Origin of the sequence: Streptomyces sp. AC558_RSS880 (assembly GCF_019049255.1) — a bacterium.
Taxonomy (GTDB): Bacteria; Actinomycetota; Actinomycetes; order Streptomycetales; family Streptomycetaceae; genus Streptomyces.
Window position 1 is genome coordinate 208994 of sequence record NZ_JAGMUJ010000031.1, and the last position, 22253, is coordinate 231246.

At 71.5% G+C, this 22253-nt stretch carries 19 protein-coding genes; 13 read left to right on the forward strand and 6 right to left on the reverse strand.

Features of this window, described 5'->3' with window-relative positions; translation table 11 throughout:
- The first annotated feature begins 106 nt into the window (after positions 1 to 106).
- Positions 107 to 1495 carry a cystathionine beta-synthase gene (locus KUM38_RS14865; protein WP_217129834.1) on the forward strand — a complete coding sequence of 463 codons (1389 nt, stop codon included), beginning with the start codon at positions 107 to 109 and terminating at the stop codon, positions 1493 to 1495.
- Positions 1496 to 1873: 378 nt separating this feature from the next.
- On the opposite strand, the gene KUM38_RS14870 is transcribed toward KUM38_RS14865, so the two are convergent.
- Together KUM38_RS14870 and KUM38_RS14875 are read right to left on the reverse strand one after the other, a co-directional pair.
- On the reverse strand, positions 1874 to 2296 hold the full coding sequence (locus KUM38_RS14870; protein WP_217129889.1) for a hypothetical protein: 423 nt from the start codon (positions 2294 to 2296) through the stop codon (positions 1874 to 1876).
- An 80-nt stretch (positions 2297 to 2376) separates the two neighbouring features.
- Positions 2377 to 4068 (reverse strand): LCP family protein, encoded by a 1692-nt coding sequence (locus tag KUM38_RS14875; protein ID WP_217129835.1) that lies wholly within the window; start codon positions 4066 to 4068, stop codon positions 2377 to 2379.
- A gap of 268 nt (positions 4069 to 4336) precedes the next feature.
- Here KUM38_RS14875 and KUM38_RS14880 point away from each other — a divergent pair, with 268 nt between their 5' ends.
- Together KUM38_RS14880 and KUM38_RS14885 are read left to right on the forward strand one after the other, a co-directional pair.
- Positions 4337 to 5179, forward strand: a complete 843-nt coding sequence (locus KUM38_RS14880; RefSeq protein WP_217129836.1) for a MurR/RpiR family transcriptional regulator — start codon at positions 4337 to 4339, stop codon at positions 5177 to 5179.
- Positions 5180 to 5284: 105 nt separating this feature from the next.
- Complete coding sequence (locus tag KUM38_RS14885) at positions 5285 to 5869, forward strand: hypothetical protein (RefSeq protein ID WP_217129837.1); 585 nt, start codon at positions 5285 to 5287, stop codon at positions 5867 to 5869.
- A 74-nt stretch (positions 5870 to 5943) separates the two neighbouring features.
- Here the strand turns inward: KUM38_RS14885 and KUM38_RS14890 are convergent, their stop codons facing one another.
- Entirely contained in the window at positions 5944 to 7356 is a 1413-nt protein-coding gene (locus tag KUM38_RS14890) for a diaminopimelate decarboxylase (protein WP_217129838.1), read from the reverse strand.
- A 127-nt stretch (positions 7357 to 7483) separates the two neighbouring features.
- On the opposite strand from KUM38_RS14890, the gene hutU reads away from it, so the two are divergent.
- The 4 genes from hutU (at position 7484) to hutI (ending at position 13066) form a co-directional block, all read left to right on the forward strand.
- Positions 7484 to 9166 (forward strand): urocanate hydratase, encoded by a 1683-nt coding sequence (gene hutU / locus KUM38_RS14895; RefSeq protein WP_217129839.1) that lies wholly within the window; start codon positions 7484 to 7486, stop codon positions 9164 to 9166.
- 152 nt (positions 9167 to 9318) lie between these two features.
- On the forward strand, positions 9319 to 10521 hold the full coding sequence (locus tag KUM38_RS14900) for an allantoate amidohydrolase (RefSeq protein WP_217129890.1): 1203 nt from the start codon (positions 9319 to 9321) through the stop codon (positions 10519 to 10521).
- On the forward strand, positions 10518 to 11861 hold the full coding sequence (locus KUM38_RS14905) for a formimidoylglutamate deiminase (RefSeq protein ID WP_217129840.1): 1344 nt from the start codon (positions 10518 to 10520) through the stop codon (positions 11859 to 11861). The genes KUM38_RS14900 and KUM38_RS14905 overlap by 4 nt, the downstream gene beginning before the upstream one ends.
- 20 nt (positions 11862 to 11881) lie before the next feature.
- Positions 11882 to 13066: an imidazolonepropionase gene (gene hutI / locus KUM38_RS14910; RefSeq protein ID WP_217129841.1), complete on the forward strand. Its 1185-nt coding sequence runs from the start codon at positions 11882 to 11884 to the stop codon at positions 13064 to 13066.
- A 77-nt stretch (positions 13067 to 13143) separates the two neighbouring features.
- Here hutI and KUM38_RS14915 read toward each other — a convergent pair whose 3' ends face one another.
- Positions 13144 to 14070, reverse strand: coding sequence for an RNA polymerase sigma factor SigF (locus tag KUM38_RS14915; protein ID WP_217129842.1), 927 nt, complete (start codon positions 14068 to 14070; stop codon positions 13144 to 13146).
- Between the two features lie 239 nt (positions 14071 to 14309).
- Here KUM38_RS14915 and KUM38_RS14920 point away from each other — a divergent pair, with 239 nt between their 5' ends.
- Together KUM38_RS14920 and KUM38_RS14925 are read left to right on the forward strand one after the other, a co-directional pair.
- Positions 14310 to 14687: an STAS domain-containing protein gene (locus KUM38_RS14920; RefSeq protein WP_030870057.1), complete on the forward strand. Its 378-nt coding sequence runs from the start codon at positions 14310 to 14312 to the stop codon at positions 14685 to 14687.
- A 242-nt stretch (positions 14688 to 14929) separates the two neighbouring features.
- Positions 14930 to 15514, forward strand: a complete 585-nt coding sequence (locus tag KUM38_RS14925; protein ID WP_217129843.1) for an ATP-binding protein — start codon at positions 14930 to 14932, stop codon at positions 15512 to 15514.
- 327 nt (positions 15515 to 15841) lie between these two features.
- Here the strand turns inward: KUM38_RS14925 and KUM38_RS14930 are convergent, their stop codons facing one another.
- Entirely contained in the window at positions 15842 to 17338 is a 1497-nt protein-coding gene (locus KUM38_RS14930) for an oligopeptide:H+ symporter (protein ID WP_217129844.1), read from the reverse strand.
- A gap of 512 nt (positions 17339 to 17850) precedes the next feature.
- On the opposite strand from KUM38_RS14930, the gene KUM38_RS14935 reads away from it, so the two are divergent.
- Both KUM38_RS14935 and KUM38_RS14940 read left to right on the forward strand, forming a co-directional pair.
- The gene (locus KUM38_RS14935) at positions 17851 to 18528 is read left to right on the forward strand and encodes a response regulator transcription factor (protein WP_217129845.1); all 678 of its coding nucleotides are present in this window, start codon (positions 17851 to 17853) and stop codon (positions 18526 to 18528) included.
- A gap of 39 nt (positions 18529 to 18567) precedes the next feature.
- A complete protein-coding gene (locus tag KUM38_RS14940; protein WP_217129846.1) occupies positions 18568 to 19842 on the forward strand; it encodes an ATP-binding protein in 1275 nt (424 codons plus the stop codon).
- A 54-nt stretch (positions 19843 to 19896) separates the two neighbouring features.
- Here KUM38_RS14940 and KUM38_RS14945 read toward each other — a convergent pair whose 3' ends face one another.
- The gene (locus KUM38_RS14945; RefSeq protein ID WP_217129847.1) at positions 19897 to 20436 is read right to left on the reverse strand and encodes a GtrA family protein; all 540 of its coding nucleotides are present in this window, start codon (positions 20434 to 20436) and stop codon (positions 19897 to 19899) included.
- A 152-nt stretch (positions 20437 to 20588) separates the two neighbouring features.
- On the opposite strand from KUM38_RS14945, the gene KUM38_RS14950 reads away from it, so the two are divergent.
- Both KUM38_RS14950 and purE read left to right on the forward strand, forming a co-directional pair.
- Positions 20589 to 21728 (forward strand): 5-(carboxyamino)imidazole ribonucleotide synthase, encoded by a 1140-nt coding sequence (locus KUM38_RS14950; protein WP_217129848.1) that lies wholly within the window; start codon positions 20589 to 20591, stop codon positions 21726 to 21728.
- Positions 21725 to 22249 (forward strand): 5-(carboxyamino)imidazole ribonucleotide mutase, encoded by a 525-nt coding sequence (gene purE, locus KUM38_RS14955; RefSeq protein ID WP_217129849.1) that lies wholly within the window; start codon positions 21725 to 21727, stop codon positions 22247 to 22249. Before KUM38_RS14950 ends, purE begins: the two co-directional genes overlap by 4 nt.
- The last annotated feature ends 4 nt before the right edge of the window (positions 22250 to 22253 follow it).

Here is a 22253-nt window from a genome sequence, read left to right on the forward strand (position 1 = left end):
GTCCAATCCTCACGGCAGGTGAACGACCCGGCCGGGTTCGGACCGGTGAGGGCCTAGGCTGGCATCACCACTACGACCACACCTTTTGCAGCATCCGGAGACAACGGTGCAATTCCACGACTCGATGATCAGCCTCGTCGGCAACACCCCGCTGGTGCGGCTCAACAGCGTGACCAAGGGCATCAGGGCGACCGTCCTGGCCAAGGTGGAGTACTTCAACCCGGGCGGTTCCGTGAAGGACCGCATCGCCCTGCGCATGATCGAGGCGGCGGAGCAGAGCGGGGAGCTCAAGCCCGGCGGCACCATCGTCGAGCCGACCAGCGGCAACACCGGGGTCGGGCTCGCCATCGTGGCCCAGCAGAAGGGCTACAAGTGCATCTTCGTCTGCCCGGACAAGGTGTCCACGGACAAGATCAACGTACTGCGGGCCTACGGCGCCGAGGTCGTCGTCTGCCCGACCGCCGTGGCGCCCGAGCACCCCGACTCCTACTACAACGTCTCCGACCGGCTGGTGCGCGAGACGCCGGGGGCCTGGAAGCCGGACCAGTACTCCAACCCCCACAACCCGCTCTCCCACTACCACTCCACCGGCCCCGAGCTGTGGGAGCAGACCGAGGGGAGGATCACCCACTTCGTGGCCGGCGTCGGCACCGGCGGCACCATCTCCGGGACCGGGCGCTACCTGAAGGAGGTCAGCGACGGCGGCGTGAAGGTGGTCGGCGCCGACCCCGAGGGCTCCGTGTACTCCGGCGGCTCCGGGCGGCCGTACCTGGTGGAGGGCGTCGGCGAGGACTTCTGGCCGACCGCGTACGACCGTGAGATCGCGGACGAGATCGTCGCCGTCTCCGACAAGGACTCCTTCCAGATGACCCGGCGCCTGGCCAAGGAGGAGGGTCTGCTGGTCGGCGGCTCCTGCGGCATGGCGGTCGTGGCGGCGCTGGAGGTGGCCTCGCGGCTCGGTGAGGACGACGTGGTCGTCGTCCTGCTGCCGGACAGCGGCCGCGGCTACCTCAGCAAGATCTTCAACGACGAGTGGATGGCCGACTACGGCTTCCTCGAGGACGCCGGCCCCAGCGCCCGCGTCGGCGACGTCCTGAGCGACAAGGAGGGCGGCCACATCCCCTCCCTCGTCCACATGCACCCCGACGAGACGATCGGCCAGGCCATCGAGGTGCTGCGCGAGTACGGCGTCTCGCAGATGCCGGTGGTCAAGCCGGGCGCCGGTCACCCGGACGTGATGGCCGCCGAGGTCGTCGGCTCGGTGGTGGAGCGGGAGCTGCTGGACGCGCTGTTCAGCAAGAGCGCCTCGCTCGACGACCCGCTGGAGAAGCACATGTCCGCGCCGCTGCCGCAGGTCGGCTCCGGTGAGCCCGTCGCGGACCTGATGGCCGTCCTGGGCGAGGCGGACGCGGCGATCGTCCTCGTCGAGGGCAAGCCGACCGGTGTGGTCAGCCGCCAGGACCTGCTGTCCTTCCTCGCCAGGACCGGGAAGTGACGGCCCGCCAGGTGAAGTGACGGCCCGCCAGGTGAAGTGACGGTCCGCCAGGTGAAGTGACGGTGGACCCGCCGTGAACGGCGGGGTGCCGGCGCGATGATGATCTTCGTGGACTTCGCGGAAGTGGTACGAGCGTGTCACGTCCGCGCAGCACTCGCTTAACACGGGTCCGGCAGATTGGTGGGTGTCGGCGGAACGGGAGCGGCTCCCCGTTCCGGCCGGCGACCGAACGGCGTCGAAGGACCTCCGGAGCGGCTCCCGGACCTCCATGGACGCCTCGGACGCGCAGCCTGCCTCAACGGGCGCGCGTCCCCCGCGGGGACCGCCGTCGTCCCGCCCCCCGGTGACGGGGGTGCGGCGGTCCCCGCGCAGACGGTCTCAGTCCTCCCAGTCGTTGTCGCGGGAGGCCCTGCGGCGGCCGAACAGGCCCGGGTTGGTCCGGGCGGCCTGGACGGCGTTGACGCCGACGATGCCCAGCCAGGCGACCACCAGACCGGGCAGATGGCCCACACCCCCGCCGATGGCGGACAGCGGCACCGCCAGGACCAGCGAGACGATCCCGAAGCCGAAGCGCTCGCCCCAGGTGTCCGTGGCCCCCGGAGACCGAGAGTCCCGGGCCACCGTCATCTGCTGCTCGGCGAACTGCCGGCGCACCCGGCGCTCCACCGCGCCGTCGATGCGCTGGTCGACCTTCTCCAGGAACGAGTCGACCAGCGCGGACTCGTACTCTTCGCCCAGCTCCCTGCGGGCCTGCAGGGAGGCGTCGAGTTCCTTCTTCAGCTCGGTGTCCCGCGCGTCCATTCCGGTCATGCGTCCCACGGTAGGGAGGCGGAAGGGCGGTGGCACTGGGGGTAACCCCCCACTCGGTCTCGGGTTCGCCGCTACTTCTTGCACATCTTCTCGTCGGCCCGGGACTGCTTGACGTCGACCTTCTTCGGCGGGGCGATGGAGACGCCGGCCTTCGTGAAGTCGGGGCCGAGGGTGAGCGTCATCGGGGTCGTCGCGTCGGCGTCCGTCGTGCCGGGCCTCATGGCCGAGGCGGGCAGGCCCATCAGGTCGGCGAGCTTGCGGGCCTGGTCGGCCTGGTTCGGGGCGTACTCCAGCCGGGTCTTGTCGACATCGGCCGGGGCGTTGCCCTTGTTGGTCGACCTGGCCACGCCCTCGCTGGTCTGCAGCCAGACGAGGGTGTCCTGTGCGGCGCCCCCCGGGCCGCCGCCGTTGAGGACGTCGACGCGGATCTCGGACGCCTCCGCCCGGGTGCCCTCCAGCAGCTCGGCCTGCTTGTCCTTGGCGTCCTTCTCCTTCTTCTTCACCTCGGTGAGGGAGACGTCGTTCTGCAGCATGCTGAAGAGCTTCGGGGCCTCGACCGGGTGCAGTACGACGGTGACGGGCGTGGGTTCGTCCGGATTGTCGACCACCGGCAGGGTCATCAGGGTGATGTTCTTCAGGTCGATCTTGCCGAGTTCCCGGGCGAGGGTGAGCAGCTTGCTGGGGCTGCCTATGCCCTTGTCCACGGTGAGGGACTTGGTGGCCGCGTCGGCGACGTCGAGCATCTTCGACGGGCTGTCCAGCGTGTCCTCCTTCAGCTGGCGCAGCATCGACGCGACGAACTTCTGCTGCATCTCGATCCGGTCCAGGTCGCTCTCGTTCTTCAGACCGTGCCGGTTGCGGAGGAACGACAGCGCGTCCTCGCCCTGGATGGTGCTCTCCCCTTCCGGCAGATCGAGTCCGGAGCCGCCGTCCAGGTCCTTGATGGGCTCCTCCAGGCACACCTTGACGCCGCCGACCGCGGTGGACAGCGTCTTGACCGCGTTGAAGTCGAACATCATGAAGTGGTCGAGCTCGAGGCCGGTGATCTCCTCGACGGTGAGCATGGTGCAGCCCGGATCGCGGCCGTTCACGCCGTAGGACTCGTTGAACTTGGTGGGGACCGTCGAGCCGGGGATCTTCTTGGTGGAACCGTCGGACTGTTTGGACTCGCAGTCCGGGATCTTGATCATCAGGTCGCGGGGGATGCTCACCACGGTCGCGTTGGTGCGGTCCTCGGACATGTGGAAGAGGAGCGTGGTGTCGGCGTGGCCGGTGACGTTGGTCCGGTTGCCGTAGGCCTCGTTGCCCTCGCCGGTGCGGACGTCGTTGCCGATGACCAGGAGGTTGACCGGTCCGTCCGCCACGGCCTCGTCGCTGCCCACGTCACCGATGTCGACGGTGTTGATGTTGCCGTAGAGGCGGTCGTACCAGTAGTACGCGAACGCCGAACCGCCCACGAGGACCAGACCGAGGGCGCCTCCCGTCCACATCAGCGCCTTCTTCTTGCGGCTCCTCTTCTGCTTGCGCTTGCGGCTGCCGGGGCCGGGCGTGTCCTCCGCGGCGGGCGCGGCACGGCGACCGCGCTGGCCGGGGACGCGGGCGGGCGCGGTGGAGCCGGGGTGTGGGGCACTGCGGGGGCGGGGCGTTCTCGGCTGCTCTGCGGAATCGTTCAGCCGCAGTTCGTATTCGCCGGTCTCCGGGTTGAGTACCCACTGGTCGGCAGGATCGGTTCCGTCCGTCTGCCCACGACTCTGCGCGTCCACGCCTGTACCAGTCCTCCGTCGGGTGCCACATGGGTCGCCTGCGTCTCAAGACGCTCTATTGTTCGATGAGTTACGCTATCCGGCCCGTTCGGGATGTGGTGACGTCGTAACAAAATCGTCGAGTTCCGGATCTGTCGCCGAAGCGGGCACAGTGTGTGATCTCCGCCCATCGCGACGTGTGACCGGCGCGGCCCCGCGAGCCCCTGTATAACGGTATGCAGGGATTTCGATGGGTGAATAGGTCGAGGCGTCGAGGGAGAGTCAGGTCATGAGCGGCACCGAGAGCCCCGCCGCGCGCCTCCAGGCGCTCTTCGAGGGGCACCGGCTGACGCCGACCCAGCGGCGCATCGCGCACAGCATGGTGCGGCGCGCCGCCGACGTACCGTTCCTGTCCAGCGTGGAGCTGGCCGAGCTGGCCGGGGTCAGCCAGCCGTCCGTGACCCGGTTCGCCGTCGCCCTCGGCTTCGACGGCTATCCCGCCCTGCGGCGGCATCTGCGCGAGGTCGCGCCCGCCGAACCGGCACCGGAATCCGGCTCGTACAACGCGTACCAGCAGGCCGTCGAGGCCGAGATCGAGAACCTGCGGCACTTGGCGGAGGTGCTGGCCGACCCCCGGCCGGTGCGGCAGGCGGGCCGGGTGCTGGCCGGGAGCCGGCCGCTGCCCGTGCTGGGGCTGCGGGCCGCGGCGGCCCAGGCGCACGGGTTCGCCTACTTCGCCGCCAAGGTCCATCCGGACGTACGGCTGCTCAACGAGGGCGGCACGATGCTCCACGACCGGATCGACGCCGCCGCGCGGGCCGGGGCGAGCGCCCTGCTGTGCTTCGCGCTGCCCCGGCACCCCCGCGAGGTCGTCGACGCCCTCGACCGTGCCAAGGAGACGGGGCTGACCGTGGTCACCGTCGCCGACTCCCCGTTCGCGCCGGTCGCCAAGGTGTCCGACCTGCTGCTGCCCGCCGCCGTCGGTACCGGGCTGGCCTTCGACACGGCGTGCGCGCCGATGCTGCTGGGCCGGGTGCTGCTGGAGGCGATGTGCGACGACCTGCCCGACGCGCAGGCGCGGCTGGAGGAGTTCGACGCGAAGGCGGCGGCACGCGGGCTGTTCGTGGACTGACGGCCCGCGGGACGGCGGGGGCGGTCCGCCCGTGTTCTCAGACTCGTCTCACCTTGTGCCGCTAACCTCCCGTCTCCCACTGACGTGAGAGACGGGAGGCCGGACATGACACGTGGAGGACAGGGGCTGGCCCGGGTGGCGGTCGTCGTACGGGCGGGGGCCGCGCCACTGTGGTGGCTGGGAGTCGTCGCGGCGGGCGCCGGGGTACTGGTGCCGGGACTGACCGGGCGCCGGATCGGGGTACTGGCGGGTGCCGCGCTGTTCCTCGTGGCGGCGGCCGTCGTGGCGTACGGGCGGCGGGGGCGGTACCGCGCGTCGGCCCGTTCGGCGGTCCGGGCGGGCCGGCACGACGTGCTCCAGGACCGGGCGGTGACCGTCCGCAACTGGCGTCGCGGGCACCGCTGGTGGCTGCTGCTCGCCTTCCTCGCCGCGCTGGGCACGGCGTTCGCGGTGCCCGCGGCCGGTGGTCTGCTGCTCGCCGGGTGCGGGGCGGGCCTCTGGCTGAAGGCGGCCTGGATCGGGCGCCTGGAGCGGGCGGACGAGGTCCTGCTGTGGGTACGCGTCGACTGGCTCCGCGCGGGAGCGGGGCGGCCTGCCGGCAAGGCGGTCAAGGGGTACCGGACGACCGGTGTCGCGGCGGGTGACGCGGCGCCCGGGGGCGCCCGTCGCCGGGCGCCGGCCCTCGTCTGAGAGGTTCTCCGCGGGGGTGTCGTGGGCGATCGCGCCCGCGGGGCGGAGCCGCGGGCCGGCCCCGCCCCGCGCCCCTAGGGGAGCAGGGCGTCGGTGTGGGCGGCGCCCGCTTCGGCCACGATCTCCTCGACCGTCTGGGGCGCGCGTACCGTCGCGAAGGTGACGCCTCCCGTGCCGTCCGGGGTGAAGCCGTGGATGCCGGGGCGGGGGAGCGAGTTGTAGGCGTAGTGGTGGGCGAAGTAGTACGCGCCCGTGTCCAGTGCCGCCGCGTAGTCGCCCTGTTCCAGCAGGGGCAGTGACTGCCCCTGGGCGAGCAGGTCGCCCGCGAAGCAGGCCGGTCCCGCCACGTCCTGCACGACCGCCGGACCCTCCTTGGGCCGCCCCTTCGCGTCGTACGCGGCGATCCGCAGCGGCCACGACGCCGGCGCGTACACCGTCCGCGTCGCCACCTGCACGCCCGCGTGCGTCACCGCGACCGGGCGCCCGCCCGCGCTCTTGGCGTACTCCACGCGCGCGACCACCGTGCCGTGCTTGGCCAGCAGCGACCGGCCGAACTCGGTGACCAGCCCGTACCGCCCGTCGAACAGCCCCGGCACCGTCTCGCTCAGCAGCCGCGCGTACCGGCCGTACGTCGGTGTGCTCGCCTCGGAGGCGAAGTTCACCGGCAGTCCGCCGCCGATGTCGACGGTGTCGACCTGGTGCCGTCCGGCGCGCCGGTTGATCTCCTCCGCCAGTTCGTACGTCTCCGCGACTCCTCGCGCCATCATCGTCAGCGCGATGCCCTGGGAGCCGGTGTGCGCGTGCAGCCGGGTCAGCCACGGCCGGTCCAGGTACGCCCGTACGACCCACTCCCGCGCGCCCTCGTCGCGCAGCGCCACCCCGAACTTCGAGGTCGCCGTGGCCGTGGACAGCGCCTCGATGGAACCGCCGCCGACCTGCGGGTTCACCCGGATGCCGAGGGGGGAGCGGGAGCCGGATCCCGCCATCAGGGCGTCGAGGCGGGCCAGCTCCTGCGGGTTGTCCGCGTTGACGGCGATGCCCAGCGCGAGCGCCTCCCGCAGCTCGGCGGGTGTCTTGGCGGGCGAGTCGAGGACCGTCCGCTCGGGCTCCACCCCCGCCGCCCGCGCCAGCGCCAGCTCACCCGGGCTGGCCACCTCCGCGCCGATGCCCTCCGCGCGCAACAGCCGCAGCACCGGCACCAGCGGACTCGCCTTCACCGCGAAGGCGTGCAGCACGGGCGTGCCGGGCGCCGTCACCGCCTCGAACGCCGTCCGCAGCCCGGCCGCCGACTCCCGGATGCCGGTCACGTCGAGCAGGGCCACCAAGGGGGTGCCGGCGTCGAGCAGCCCCTGCTCCACGGCGGCCCGCACCGCGGCGTCCCGCCGGGCCGCCCGCCCCTCGGCGGACGCGTCCACCTCGTCCGTCCGGCCGTCGTCGTGGGCCACCACGCCCTCCGTCCCGTCCGCGTTCTCCGTGTCCGAGCGCATGCGTCCAGCCAAACATCCCTCGCACGGCCGCGCCGACCCGTCCCCGTCTTGACTAGCTCTATTCAGAACACGAGTATGTGAATATCTGTAGCAATCGTCCGCAGTACGGCAGCACAGGAGGCAGACCATGTCCGAACCCCGACCTGTCCGAGCACCGCGCGGCACCGAACCGAGCGCCCTGGGCTGGCAGCAGGAAGCCGCCCTGCGGATGCTGCAGAACAACCTCGACCCGGAGGTCGCCGAGCACCCCGACAAGCTCGTCGTCTACGGCGGCACGGGGAAGGCGGCCCGCGACTGGCGCTCCTTCGACGCCATGGTCCGCACGCTGAGGACCCTCAAGCAGGACGAGACGATGCTCGTCCAGTCCGGCCGCCCGGTCGGCGTCATGCAGACCCACGAGTGGGCACCGCGGGTCCTGATCGCCAACTCCAACCTCGTCGGCGACTGGGCCAACTGGGAGGAGTTCCGCCGCCTGGAGGCCCTCGGCCTGACCATGTACGGGCAGATGACCGCCGGCTCCTGGATCTACATCGGCACCCAGGGCATCCTCCAGGGCACCTACGAGACCTTCGCCGCCGTCGCCGCGAAGCTGCACTCCATGGGTAAAGGGGTCGACGGCACCCTCGCCGGGACCATCACGCTCACCGCCGGGCTCGGCGGGATGGGCGGCGCCCAGCCGCTGGCCGTCACCATGAACGGCGGCGTCGCGATCTGCGTCGACTGCGACCCCCGCGCGATCGAACGCCGCATCGAGCACCGGTACCTGGACGTGAAGGCGGACTCGCTCGACCACGCCCTGCGGTTGGCCGTCGAGGCCCGCGACGCCCGCCGCCCCCTGTCCATCGGGGTCCTCGGCAACGCCGCCGAGCTGGTGCCGCAGATGCTCGCCATGGGCGCGCCCGTCGACATCGTCACCGACCAGACCTCCGCCCACGACCCGCTGGCGTACCTCCCCGTCGGGATCTCCTTCGACGACATGGCGGACGCCGCGGCGAAGGACCCGGCCGGCTTCACCACCCGCGCGCGTGAGTCCATGGCCCGGCACGTCGAGGCGATGGTCGGCTTCCAGGACGCCGGTGCCGAGGTGTTCGACTACGGCAACTCCATCCGTGGTGAGGCGCAGCTCGCCGGGTACGACCGCGCGTTCGCCTTCCCGGGGTTCGTGCCGGCGTACATCCGGCCGCTGTTCTGCGAGGGCAAGGGGCCCTTCCGGTGGGCCGCGCTGTCGGGTGACCCCGCCGACATCGCCAAGACCGACAAGGCGGTTCTCGACCTCTTCCCGGAGAACGAGTCCCTGGCCCGGTGGATCAGGATGGCGGGGGAGCGCGTCCACTTCCAGGGCCTGCCCGCCCGCATCTGCTGGCTCGGCTACGGCGAGCGCGACAAGGCCGGCGAGCGCTTCAACGACATGGTCGCGAGCGGGGAGCTGGCCGCCCCGATCGTGATCGGGCGGGACCACCTCGACTGCGGTTCGGTGGCTTCTCCCTATCGGGAGACCGAGGCGATGCTGGACGGATCCGACGCCATCGCCGACTGGCCGCTGCTGAACGCGATGGTGAACGTGGCCTCAGGGGCGTCGTGGGTGTCCCTCCACCACGGTGGGGGTGTCGGTATGGGACGGTCGATCCACGCCGGGCAGGTGACGGTGGCCGACGGGACCGCGCTGGCCGGGGAGAAGATCCGGCGGGTGCTCACCAACGACCCCGGCATGGGCGTCATCCGGCATGTCGACGCCGGGTACGACATCGCGGAGTCGGTGGCGGGCGAGCGGGGTGTCCGCGTGCCGATGCGTGAGGGTGACCCGGCGTGAAGGACGGCAACCCCTCGGTGGAGGCGGAGACGTCGTCGCCTGCGGGCCCGGGTGCGCCCGCCCTCCCCCACGGTCCGGACGGCACGGGAGGTTCCCCCGACGCCCTGCGGAACGACTGCCCGCCGCCTGTACGGGCCGACGGTTTCCACGAGATGTGGCGTCAACTGTGGCCCATCGGGCGCAACGCGGCCTCCGGCGGCTACCGGCGGTTCGCCTGGACCCGGGCCGACTCCGACTGCCGGGCCTGGTTCGAGGAGCAGGCCCGCAGGCGGCAGCTGACCCATGAGGTCGACCGGAACGGGAACCAGTGGGCCTGGCTCGGGGATCCCGCCCGGGGGGACGCCGTCGTCACCGGGTCGCACCTGGACTCCGTGCCCGACGGCGGGGCCTTCGACGGGCCCCTCGGAGTGGTGTCCGCCTTCGCCGCCCTCGACGAACTGCGCCGCAGGGGCGCGCGCTTCACCAAGCCCTTCGGCATCGTCAACTTCGGGGACGAGGAGGGCGCCCGCTTCGGGCTCGCCTGCGTCGGCTCCCGGCTCACCGCGGGCGTGCTCACCGTCGAGCAGGCCCACCGGCTCACCGACGGGGACGGAATCACGCTCCCGCAGGCCATGGAGGCCGCCGGACACGACCCCGACGCCCTCGGCGCCGACCCCGAACGGCTCGACCGCATCGGTGCCTTCGTGGAACTCCACGTCGAACAGGGGCGCGCCCTCGACCTGTCCGGCGACCGCATCGGCATCGCGTCCGCCATCTGGCCGCACGGCCGCTGGCGGTTCGACTTCCGGGGCGAGGCCAACCACGCCGGCACCACCCGGCTCGCCGACCGGCGCGACCCCGTGCTGCCGTACGCGGAGACCGTCCTCGCCGCCCGTCGCGAGGCGGAACTCGCCGGTGCCGTGGCCACCTTCGGCAAGATCGCCGTCGAGCCGAACGGCGTCAACGCCATCCCCTCCCTGGTGCGCGGCTGGCTCGACTCCCGCGCCGCCGACCAGCAGAGCCTGGACGCCGTCGTGGACGGCGTGCGGGAGGCCGCCCGCGCCCACGCGCGGGAGCACGGCGTGACACTCGACGTCGAACGCGAGTCCTTCACCCCCGTCGTCGAGTTCGACCACGCCCTGCGCGACGAACTCGCCCGCATCCTCGGCAGCGACACCGGCCTCAAGGTGCCCGTCCTCGGCACCGGCGCCGGACACGACGCCGGAATCCTCTCCGGACGCGTCCCGACCGCCATGCTGTTCGTGCGCAACCCCACCGGCGTCTCGCACTCCCCGGCCGAGTCCGCCACCGAGGACGACTGCGTGGCCGGGGTCCTCGCCCTCGCCGACGTACTGGAAGGACTGGCCTGCACGTGACTGCCACCCCGCGGACGTACTGGCTGGAACACGCCTGGCTCGGCACCCGTGTCGAGCCAGGCGTGACCCTCGCCGTCCGGGACGGCCGGATCACCGCCGTCCGTCAGGACACCCCCGCCCCGCCACCGGGCGCCGAGGTCCTGCGCGGACTGACCCTCCCGGGACTGGCGAACGCCCACAGCCACGCCTTCCACCGCGCCCTGCGCTCCACGGTCCAGGTGGGGTCCGGGACTTTCTGGACCTGGCGCGAGGTCATGTACGCCACGGCCGACCGGCTCACCCCGGACACGTACCACGCCCTCGCCCGTGCGACCTACGCCGAGATGGCGCTGGCGGGCATCACGGCGGTCGGCGAGTTCCACTACGTCCACCACGCCCCCGGCGGCACGCCCTACGCCGACCCCAACGCCATGGGCGAGGCGCTCATCGAGGCCGCCGCCGAAGCCGGTGTCCGCATCACCCTCCTCGACACCGTCTACCTCTCCTCCGGCTTCGGACAGCCGCCCACCACCCACCAGCTCCGCTTCTCCGACGGCGACGCGGACGCCTGGGCCGATCGCTGTTCAGTTCTCAAGGAACGGGATCACGCACGGATCGGGGCGGCGATCCACTCCGTCCGGGCCGTACCGGCGGAGCAGTTGGCGACCGTGGCACGGTGGGCCGAGGAGCGGCGGGCCCCGCTCCATGTGCACCTGTCCGAGCAGACCGCCGAGAACGACGCCTGCCAGGCGATCCACGGCTGCACCCCGGCGCAGCTCCTGGCCGTGCACGGCGTCCTCGGACCGCGCACCACCGGCGTCCACAACACCCACCTCACCGCCGAGGACATCTCTCTCATCGGCGGCAGCGGCACCGGCACCTGCATGTGCCCGACGACCGAACGCGACCTCGCCGACGGCATCGGCCCCGCCGCCGCCCTGCAGAACGAGGGCTCCCCGCTCTCCCTCGGCTCCGACAGCCACGCCGTGATCGACCTGCTCGAAGAGGCACGCGCGATGGAGCTCGACGAGCGGCTGCGCACCCGCACCCGCGGCCACTGGACGGCCGCCGCGCTGCTGCGGGCCGCCACCGTCGACGGACACGCCGCCCTCGGCTGGGACGACACCGGCCGCATCGAGGCCGGCGGGCGCGCCGACCTCGTCACGATCGCCCTCGACTCGGTCAGGACAGCGGGGCCCCTGCCCGGGTTCGGAGCCGAGACGGCCGTATTCGCGGCGACCGCGGCGGACGTACGCCACACGGTCGTGGGAGGCCGGCACGTCGTACGCGACGGGGCGCACACGCTCGTACCCGATGTACCCGGAGCCCTCGCGCGGGCAGTCGAAGCCCTGCGAGCCTGACGACCCCCCATGAGGACGCCATGAGCAGCAGCACCGTCATCAGCAACATCGCCGCGCTGGTCACCAACGACCCCTCCCTGGGTGACAACTCTCCCCTCGGTCTGGTCCGGGACGCGGCCGTCGTCATCGAGGGCGACCGCGTCGTGTGGACCGGTGAATCAAGCAAAGCACCCGCCACTGACAACCGGGTCGACGCCGGGGGCCGGGCGGTCCTGCCGGGCTTCGTCGACTCGCACTCCCACCTGGTCTTCGCGGGCGACCGCACCGAGGAGTTCAACGCCCGGATGTCGGGCCGCCCGTACGGCGCGGGCGGCATCCGCACCACCGTCGCCGCCACCCGCGCCGCCGGCGACGCGGAACTGGAGGCGAACCTCACCCGTTTCCTCGACGAGGCGCTCCGCCAGGGCACCACGACCTTCGAGACCAAGTCCGGCTACGGCCTGACCGTCGAGGACGAGGCCCGCGCCCTGCGCCTGGCCGCCCGCCACACCGACGAGGTCACCTATCTCGGCGCCCACGTCGTCGCGCCGGAGTACGCCGAGGACCCGGCCGGATACGTCGCCCTGGTCACCGGCGAGATGCTGGACGCCTGCGCGCCGCACGCCCGCTGGATCGACGTCTTCTGCGAGAAGGGCGCCTTCGACGGCGACCAGGCCCGCGCGATCCTCACCGCCGGGAAGGCGAAGGGCCTGCACCCGCGCGTCCACGCCAACCAGCTGTCGTACGGCCCCGGCGTCCAGCTCGCCGTCGAGCTGGACGCGGCCAGCGCCGACCACTGCACCCACCTCACCGACGCCGACGTGGACGCCCTCGCGAACAGCGGCACGGTCGCCACCCTGCTCCCCGGCGCCGAGTTCTCCACCCGCGCCGAGTGGCCGGACGCCCGCCGGCTGCTGGACGCGGGGGCCACGGTCGCGCTGTCCACCGACTGCAACCCCGGTTCGTCCTTCACGTCCTCCGTCCCCTTCTGTATCGCGCTCGCGGTGCGGGACATGGGGATGACGCCGGACGAGGCGGTCTGGTCGGCCACGGCGGGCGGCGCGGCGGCCCTGCGCCGCACCGACATCGGCCGCCTGACCCCGGGCGCGTACGCCGACCTCACCCTCCTCGACGCCCCGAGCCACGTCCACCTCGCCTACCGGCCCGGTGTACCGCTGGTCGCGGAGGTGTGGCGACGGGGCGTACGCGGGGTGGGAGCGGCTTGACGCTCCCCGGGCATCCCGAAGGGGGGTGGCCCGGCTCCGGACCACCCCCCTGGAGGGCAAGCGTCACCCGGTGAGGATCATTCCTCGACCGTGAGCCCCTTGCGCAGCTTCACCAGCGTCCGTGACAGCAGGCGGGAGACGTGCATCTGGGAGATGCCCAGTTCCTCGCCGATCTCCGACTGGGTCATGCCCGCGACGAAGCGCAGTGAGAGGATCTTCCGGTCCCGCGGCGGCAGTTCGGCGATCAGCGGCTTCAACGACTCGACGTACTCGATGCCTTCGAGCCCGTGGTCCTCGTATCCGATCCGGTCCGCCAGGGCGCCCTCGGCGTCGTCCTCCTCCGGCTGGGCGTCCAGCGAGGAGGCGGTGTAGGCGTTCGACGCCGCCATGCCCTCGACGACCTCGTCGTTGGTGATGCCCAGGCGCTCGGCCAGTTCGGCCACCGTCGGCGCCCGGTCCAGCTGCTGGGCCAGCTCGTCACCGGCCTTGGCCAGGTCGAGCCGGAGCTCCTGCAGTCGGCGCGGTACGCGCACGGACCACGAGGTGTCGCGGAAGAAGCGCTTGATCTCGCCGATGATGGTGGGCATCGCGAAGGTGGGGAACTCCACGCCGCGCGACAGTTCGAAGCGGTCGATCGCCTTGATCAGGCCGATGGTGCCGACCTGGATGATGTCCTCCATCGGCTCGCTGCGCGAGCGGAAACGGGAGGCGGCGAACTTGACCAGGGCGAGGTTCAGCTCGACGAGCGTGTTGCGTACGTACGAATACTCGTGGGTGCCTTCCTCCAGCGACTCCAGGCGCTCGAAGAGGGTCTTGGACAGAGCCCGCGCGTCGACCGGGCCCACCTCGTCGTACGGGGGGATCTCCGGAAGTCCGGCGAGTAGGTCGTCCGGGACGACACCCGTGTCGTCCTGCTCGATGGGATCCAGATGTTCCGGAGGGAGTGTCGACGTCGCTTTCGGGGTACGCGATGCGTCGAGCCGGGGTGACATGATGTCCTCCATCGTTCTCGGCATATGGCTGCCGAAGCCGATACGTGCACTGCGGTGTGCGGCGCCTCCAAAGCCGGCCGTGTCGGTTACGTGTTCTTACTAGCCCTACCCGCTTTCCTGAACCGATCGCAAGTGCGTTCTGTTCGCATATGTCCATTTGCGTGCGATTGTTCGGCTGTTGAAGCGTGGCCATAAGGCGTAATGTTCGAGGACGTCAGCAGGCAGCCACGACGTCGGGAGAGAGAGACGGCATGGACCGCGGGACGGTCGGCAGCGCACAGTCTGGCCGGCTTCTGGTCGAGGTGCGAGAAGAGGGCCCCAGTGCCGTCGTGACTCCGGCGGGTGAGTTGGATCACCACACCGCCGATCTGTTGCGGGAGCCACTGGAGGACTGCCTCGCCAAGGGATTCAAGCGGCTTGTCATCGACTGCTCCCGGCTGGAGTTCTGTGACTCCACGGGGCTGAACGTGCTGCTCGGCGCCCGGTTGAAGGCCGAGGCGGCCGGGGGAGGGGTGCATCTCGTGGGGATGCAGCCCGTCGTCGCGCGCGTCTTCGAGATCACGGGAGCGGACGCGGTGTTCACGGTCCACGACACTCTCGAGGCGGCACTGGCCGACGATTCCGCGTGACGCGCGCGGGCAGGCCCGGCCGGGCTCTCGCGCCGCCCCCGCCGTCGGAGGGCCGCTTCCGTCGCGCCCTTTCGTGCGAATACGGGGGTGTCCCCTCGGTCCGCCCGGGCAGGAGACACCCTGAACGTGCGGGACGCGGTGGTCGCGAGGGTGCCGAGAACCGGACGCGCCGTCCGCGCGTGACCGACCGAGTACGGAAACTTTTGAATCGTGAACTGGTGACACGGTGAGGTGAAGCGCTGATGAGCACCACCCGGCCCTACTCGCCGGGCGACCGCGGTCCGGAGCCCGGCGGCGCTTCCGGGACGCCCGGGGGCGACGCGCCGGCGGGGGGCGCGTCCGACGGGGGCGTCGCCGTGCCCACCGCGTCATCGGGGTCTTCCGGGCCGTCGGGGTCTTCCGGGCCGTCGGGCGACGGCGGCCAGGTCCGTCGGCTGAGCTTCGACGGCGAGAGCGGCGTCGTACCGCTCGCCCGTGACTTCACCCGCCAGGCGCTGTACGCGTGGGGCTGGCTGCCCGCCGCCACCGCCGACCAGCGGGCCGCCGCCGAGGACGTCCTGCTCGTCGTCTCCGAGCTGGTCACCAACGCCTGCCTGCACGCCGAGGGGCCGGATCATCTGGCCATCACCTGCGACAAGAAGGTGATCCGGGTCGAGGTCACCGACCGGGGCACGGGCCAGCCGGCCCCGCGCACCCCGCACCGGGCGGGCCGCCCCGGCGGCCACGGCATGTTCATCGTGCAGCGGCTCTGCCTGGACTGGGGGGTCGTACGGGCCCCGGACGTCGCGGGCAAGACGGTCTGGGCGGAACTCGGGGCACCCGCGTAGTTCCCGCTCACCGCCGCGCCCGGAGCCCCGCACCGGGCCGCGCTGCTCCTGACCGGAGGGTTTTCGCCCCCGCCGCCCCTTCCCATTCCCGTCCCCCGGGGGCGCTGCCCCCGAACCCCTGCTCCTCAAACGCCGGAGAGGCTGAGAATTAGCCCCTCCGGCGTTTGAGGAGCGGGGTCTGGGGCGGAGCCCCAGGTTCGGGACGGGAAGGGGCGGCGGGGGCGAAAAAACAAGTGGCCGTATGCGCCCAGCCCCTCCCCGCGAACGCCCGAAGGGCTCCGCATCCACCGGATGCGGAGCCCTTCGTACCGAGCCGTGGGGGAAGGCTCAGCGCACGTCGCCCATGAGGGCCTTGACCTTGTTGCGGTACATCCACACCGCGATACCGGCGACCACCGCGAGGGTCGCCTCCATCGCGACGATGCCCGTCTTGTTCAGGTCGACGCCGGCGATGGAGAGCAGACCGGTCGTGGCGTCACCGGCGGTGACGGCCAGGAACCAGACGCCCATCATCTGCGAGGCGTACTTCGCGGGCGCCATCTTCGTGGTGACCGACAGGCCGACCGGGGAGAGCAGCAGCTCACCGACGGTCTGCGTGAAGTAGATCGCCACCAGCCACAGCGCCGCGGCCTTGTGGCCGCCCTCGGCGATGGACAGCGGGGCCAGGAAGAGGAAGAAGGACACGCCGACCAGCACCAGACCGGACGCGAACTTCACGATCGTGCTCGGCTCCTTGCCGCGCCGGTTCAGCGCCAGCCAGAACCAGGCGAAGACCGGGGCCAGCGCCATGATCAGGACCGGGTTGACCGACTGGTACCAGGAGACCGGGAAGTCCCAGCCGAGGACGCTGTTCTCGGCCGACGAGTCGGCGAAGATCGACAGGGTCGAGCCGCCCTGGTCGTAGATCATCCAGAAGATCGCGGCGGCGACGAAGAACCAGATGTACGCGGACATCTTCGACTGCTCGGCGCGGTCCAGGTCCTTGTCGCGCTTGATGCGGACGATCACCATCACCGGGACGATCACACCGAGCAGCGTCAGCGGGACCAGGACCCAGTTCAGGGTGTAGTTGCCGGTGAAGCCGATGACGGCGTACGCGACGACGGCGATGCCCGCCCAGAACGCGGCCTTGCGCAGCGTCGAGGACTTCTCCTCGGCCGACAGCGGCTTCGGGACGACGCTGGAACGCGCGTCCAGGTGGCGGCTGCCCAGCAGGAACTGCGCGACGCCCAGACCCATGCCCAGCGCGGCGAGCGCGAAGCCCAGGTGCCAGTTGACGCTCTCACCGATGGTGCCGATGATCAGCGGCGCGGCGAAGGCACCCAGATTGATACCCATGTAGAAGACGGTGAAGCCACCGTCCCGGCGCGGGTCGTCCGGGCCCTGGTAGAGCTGGCCGACCATCGTGGAGATGTTGGCCTTCAGCAGGCCGGAGCCGATGGCGACCAGGCCGAGCCCCGCGTAGAAGGTGCCGGAGGACGGCAGGGCCAGCGTCAGGTGGCCCAGCATGATGATGCCGCCGGCGACGGCGACGGTCTTGCGGGGACCCCAGACGCGGTCGCCGAACCAGCCGCCCGGCATGGTGAGCAGGTACACCAGCGAGAGGTACACCGAGTAGATCGCGGTCGCGGTGCCCGCGCTCAGACCCAGGCCGCCCGGCGCGACGAGGTACAGCGGGAGCAGAGCCCTCATGCCGTAGTAGGAGAAACGCTCCCACATCTCGGTCATGAAGAGAGTGGCCAGTCCGCGGGGGTGGCCGAAGAAGGTCTTCTCGGAGCCGGGGGTTCCCGGGGTGACCGAGTCCTTCGTCAGGCTGGACGCCATGGTCGTTCCTTGCTGGTCGGGACGCGTCGCGCGAGCGTGTACGCGCCCGGTGGGGGGCGGCCGGCACCGGCGGGGCCTACCGTCCACCCCACGCCCGAGGGGGGCCGCCCCGGATCTCGGAACGGCGGACGGCGACCACCGGGATCCACGCCCCGCCGTGCGTCTGCGCGCGACGGGGCCCGGCCACAGGTCATTCCTTCCGGAGCCGGCGCACAGGCCGGCCCGCACACAAAAGAGACCCTCGGCGTCGACTGCGCCAAAGGTCCCCGTGGTGCAACAGGCGTTGATTCACCATACGGCAGGACAGTGCCGGATATGGAAGGACTTGAGACGCGGATCACAGGTTTTACTGGAACCGCGATCACCCATTCGAAGGTCTCTCCCAGGTTCGCACCCCACACCCGCAGGCGCGAATCGGGACCGCCGTAGGTGAGAAACGGGTATGCCGGAGGTAAGAGGCAACGCTCGCGATCACACCCCGGGCCCCGTCGCGGCGGGACTACCATCACTGCATGACCCGTGTACTGCTCGCCGAGGACGACGCGTCCATCTCGGAGCCGCTGGCCCGTGCCCTGCGCCGGGAGGGCTACGAAGTCGAGGTGCGCGAGGACGGACCCACCGCGCTCGAAGCCGGCATGCAGGGCGGCGTCGACCTGGTGGTGCTGGACCTCGGACTGCCCGGCATGGACGGCCTTGAGGTCGCCCGCCGGCTCCGCGCCGAGGGGCACACGGTTCCCCTGCTGATCCTGACCGCGCGCGCCGACGAGGTGGACACGGTCGTCGGCCTGGACGCGGGCGCCGACGACTACGTCACCAAGCCGTTCCGGCTCGCCGAGCTGCTGGCCCGGGTCCGGGCCCTGCTGCGGCGCGGTTCCGCCGAGCCCCAGCAGCCGCCCGCCACCCACGGGGTGCGCATCGACGTCGAGTCGCACCGGGCCTGGATGGGCGACGAGGAGCTCCAGCTCACCGCGAAGGAGTTCGACCTGCTGCGGGTCCTGGTGCGGGACGCGGGCCGGGTCGTCACCCGCGACCAGCTGATGCGCGAGGTCTGGGACACCACCTGGTGGTCCTCCACCAAGACCCTCGACATGCACATCTCCTGGCTGCGCAAGAAGCTGGGCGACGACGCCGCCAACCCCCGCTACATCGCGACCGTGCGCGGCGTGGGCTTCCGCTTCGAGAAGAGCTAGCCGAAACCCCGTGGGGTCTTCCGTCTTGGGTAAGAGGACATGCGCCGCCGCCTGATCCAGTCCACGCTCGCCGTGGTGCTCGTCGTGATCGCCGTCTTCGGTGTCTCCCTGGTGATCGTCGAGACCCGCACCATCAGCGAGAGCGCCAGGGAGCGGGTGGAGTCCGAGGCGGTACGGCTGGCCAGCATCGTCGACAGCCGGCTGCTCGTCGAGGACCAGGTCACCGCCGAGATCCTCAGCGACCAGGTCACCGAGGACCGGTACGCCGTCATCCGGATCCCCGGCAAGCCGCCCATCGAGGTCGGCACCGAGCCGGACGGCGACGTCATCAGCGCCTCGGCGCCCGGCGAGGAGGGCGAGACGGTCACCGTCCAGGAGCCGCGCTCCTCGGTGACCCGGGAGGTCGCCCGTACGCTGCTGATCATCGGCCTGGTGGCGCTCCTCGCGGTGATCGCGGCGGTGCTGCTGGCGGTACGCCAGGCCAACCGGCTCGCCTCCCCGCTGACCGACCTCGCGGAGACCGCCGAACGCCTCGGCTCCGGCGACCCCCGCCCCCGCCACCGCCGCTACGGCGTTCCCGAGCTGGACCGGGTCGCGGACGTGCTGGACCGCTCCGCCGAGCGCATCGCCCGCATGCTGACCGCGGAGCGGCGCCTCGCCGCCGACGCCTCCCACCAGCTGCGCACCCCCCTCACCGCCCTGTCCATGCGGCTGGAGGAGATCACCCTCACCGACGACCCGGAGACGGTGAAGGAGGAGGCCACGATCGCGCTGACGCAGGTGGAGCGGCTGACGGACGTGGTGGAGCGGCTGCTGACCAACTCCCGCGACCCGCGCACCGGCTCCGCGGTCACCTTCGACCTCGACGAGGTGATCCAGCAGCAGCTCGCCGAGTGGCGCCCCGCCTACCGCAGCGCGGGCCGCGCGATCGTCACCTCGGGCAAGCGGCAGCTGCGGGCGGTGGGCACGCCGGGCGCGGTCGCCCAGGTGCTGGCGGCGCTGATCGAGAACTCGCTGATGCACGGGGGCGGCACGGTCGCCCTGCGCACCAGGGTCACCGGCAACCAGGTCGTCGTCGAGGTCACGGACGAGGGCCCGGGCGTCCCCGCCGACCTGGGTGCGCGGATCTTCGAGCGGGCGATCAGCGGCCGCAACTCCACCGGCATCGGCCTCGCCGTCGCCCGCGACCTGGCGGAGGCGGACGGCGGCCGGCTGGAGATGCTCCAGGCCACCCCGGCCGTCTTCGGTCTGTTCCTCTCCCGGACGCCACCGCAGAAGTCCCCGGACGACGAGTCCCGCCGGACGGTGCGCTGACGGCTACGGCTACGGCACGCGCTGGCTACGGCTACGGCACAGCGCTGACTACGGCTACGGCACGCGCTGCGTCGTGCGGGAGCCGTCGGAGGGCGCGCCCCGCGTCACCGGCTCCCGGACCGGCAGCGCGCGGAACACCCAGGTGCGGTACGACCAGAAGCGGAACAGGGTCGCCACGGCGATGCCGAAGAACTTGAAGATGTTGCTCTGCAGCGGGCTGTCCCAGCCGAAGCCGTACGTGGCCGTGTACAGCACACCGTTCTCGATCACCAGGCCGACCGCGCTGAACAGCAGGAACAGCGTCATCTCCCGGGTGCGCCGGGACTTGTCGCGGTCCCGGTAGGTGAAGTAGCGGAAGCCGACGTAGTTGAAGATGATCGCCACGACGGTGGCGATGACGCTCGCCCGCACCACCTGGAGGTCCGTCACCTGCCGCACCAGGTTGAACACGAGGAGATTGACCAGCAGACCGACTCCGCCGACCGCGCCGAACTTCACGGCCTCACGGACGAGCCGGTCTATCCGCTCCCGCAGGGTGCCGCGCGGGGCCGGAGCCGGGGCCGTGGCCGGAGGCCCGGAGGAACCGCGTCCCATGGTCGTGCTGGCCCCCGTCCGTCGTTCGGCGTCAACCAGACCATGCTAACCACCCGTCCTCACGATCTTCCTGCGGACGGAGACCGCGGCCGCGGATCGTCCGGAAGAGGCCCGTAAACCGGCCACGGTGGCTCGGCCGATACCCTGGGGGCGTGACGTTCCCGGTAGTCGGCATGGTCGGCGGTGGCCAGCTCGCTCGTATGACACACGAGGCGGGCATCCCGCTCGGCATCAGGTTCAAGCTCCTCAGTGACACTCCGCAGGATTCCGCGGCGCAGGTCGTCGGCGATGTCGTCGTCGGCGACTACCGCGACCTGGAGACGCTGCGCGCGTTCGCGCGCGGCTGCGACGTGATCACCTTCGACCACGAGCACGTGCCCACCGAGCACCTCAGGGCCCTGGAGGCGGACGGCATCCCCGTCCGACCGGGCCCCGACGCGCTGGTGCACGCCCAGGACAAGGGCGTGATGCGCGCGAAGCTCGACGCGATCGGGGTGCCGTGTCCGCGGCACCGCATCGTCGCCGGTCCCGAGGACGTGGCGGCGTTCGCGGCGGAGGGCGACGGTTTCCCCGTCGTGCTCAAGACGGTCCGCGGCGGCTACGACGGCAAGGGCGTGTGGGTCGTCGGCTCCGTGGCGGAGGCCGCCGAGCCGTTCAAGGCCGGTGTCCCCGTCCTCGCCGAGGAGAAGGTCGACTTCGTGCGCGAGCTGGCCGCCAACGTGGTCCGCTCCCCGCACGGGCAGGCCGTCGCCTACCCCGTCGTCGAGTCGCGGCAGGTCGACGGCGTCTGCGACACGGTGATCGCGCCCGCCCCCGACCTCGACGAGACCCTCGCCCTCAAGGCCGAGGAGATGGCGCTGAACATCGCCAAGGAGCTCGGCGTCGTCGGCCACCTCGCGGTGGAGCTGTTCCAGACCCGCGACGGCCGCATCCTCGTCAACGAGCTCGCGATGCGCCCGCACAACTCGGGCCACTGGTCCATGGACGGCGCGATCACCTCGCAGTTCGCCAACCACGTCCGCGCCGTGCTCGACCTCCCGCTCGGCGACCCCCGCCCGCGCGCGAAGTGGACGGTCATGGTCAACGTCCTCGGCGGCGACTACCCGGACATGTACTCCGCGTACCTGCACTGCATGGCCCGCGACCCCCAGCTGAAGATCCACATGTACGGCAAGGACGTGAAGCCCGGCCGCAAGGTGGGCCACGTCAACACCTACGGCGACGACCTGGACGACGTGCTGGAGCGCGCCCGTCACGCAGCCGGCTACCTGAGAGGCACGATCACCGAATGAGCCCAGTTGTCGGCATCGTCATGGGGTCGGACTCCGACTGGCCCGTCATGGAGGCGGCGGCCAAGGCCCTCGACGAGTTCGAGATCGCCTACGAGGTCGACGTGGTCTCCGCGCACCGCATGCCCCGCGAGATGATCGCGTACGGCGAGCAGGCCGCGGACCGGGGGCTGAAGGTGATCATCGCGGGTGCGGGCGGCGCCGCCCACCTGCCCGGCATGCTCGCCTCCGTGACCCCGCTGCCCGTCATCGGCGTGCCCGTGCCGCTGAAGTACCTCGACGGCATGGACTCCCTGCTGTCCATCGTGCAGATGCCGGCCGGCGTCCCGGTCGCCACCGTCTCCGTGGCCGGCGCGCGCAACGCGGGCCTGCTCGCGGCCCGGATCCTCGCCGCCCACGACGAGGAACTCCTCGGCCGGATGCGGGAGTTCCAGCAGGAGCTGAACGACCAGGCCACCGAGAAGGGCAAGCGGCTGCGCGCCAAGGCCGAGGGCTCCGGCGCCGGCTTCGGCTTCGGGAAGTGACGCG